The organism is Mesorhizobium sp. M0816 (assembly GCF_040320005.1).
GTDB lineage: Bacteria > Pseudomonadota > Alphaproteobacteria > Rhizobiales > Rhizobiaceae > Mesorhizobium.
The window spans coordinates 1-563 of sequence record NZ_JAMYOT010000116.1 but is presented as its reverse complement, the minus strand read 5'-3'; the positions used below and the strand labels follow the sequence as shown (position 1 = coordinate 563).

The window sequence follows — 563 nt, the reverse complement described above, 5'->3', positions numbered from 1 at the left end:
GCCGAGGGCAACAAGCGCGCCTGACGCAACGCCGCCAGATCAGCCGAGCCGGTGCAGAAGCAGGCGACGGCCAACTGGCGGATGACGATCTCGAAATGCGCGACAACCGCCTCGGTGGATATCGTAGCCGCGCGTAGCACGCCGGCCGCCTGCCCGGCGATGTCCGCGCCCAGGCGGATGGCCTTGGCCAAGTCGACGCCGTCGCGGATCCCGCCCGACGCGATCAGCTTCATCCTTGGCAGCGCCCGACGTACCGCCTGCACGCTGGCCGGGGTCGGAATCCCCCAATCGGCGAACGCCATCGCCACTGCACGGTCGGCGGCATCGCGGGCCCGCTCGCCCTCCACCGCGGCCCAACTGGTGCCGCCGGCGCCGGCGACATCGATCACCGCCACGCCCGCATCGACGAGCGCACAGGCCACCGAAGCGGACAGGCCCGACCCCACTTCCTTGGCCACGATCGGCACGCCCACGCTGCGCGCGGCGCGAGCGATCTGCGCCAGGACGCCGCGCCAGTCGCGGTCGCCCTCCGGCTGTACCGCTTCCTGCAGCGGATTGAGATG

General features: G+C 72.1%; 1 protein-coding gene. It reads right to left on the bottom strand.

Going from position 1 to position 563, the window contains the following annotated elements; all coding sequences use genetic code 11:
• Positions 1-563, bottom strand: a 563-nt coding sequence (locus NKI17_RS36950) for an alpha-hydroxy-acid oxidizing protein (RefSeq protein WP_352907964.1), incomplete at both ends; no start/stop codon positions are given.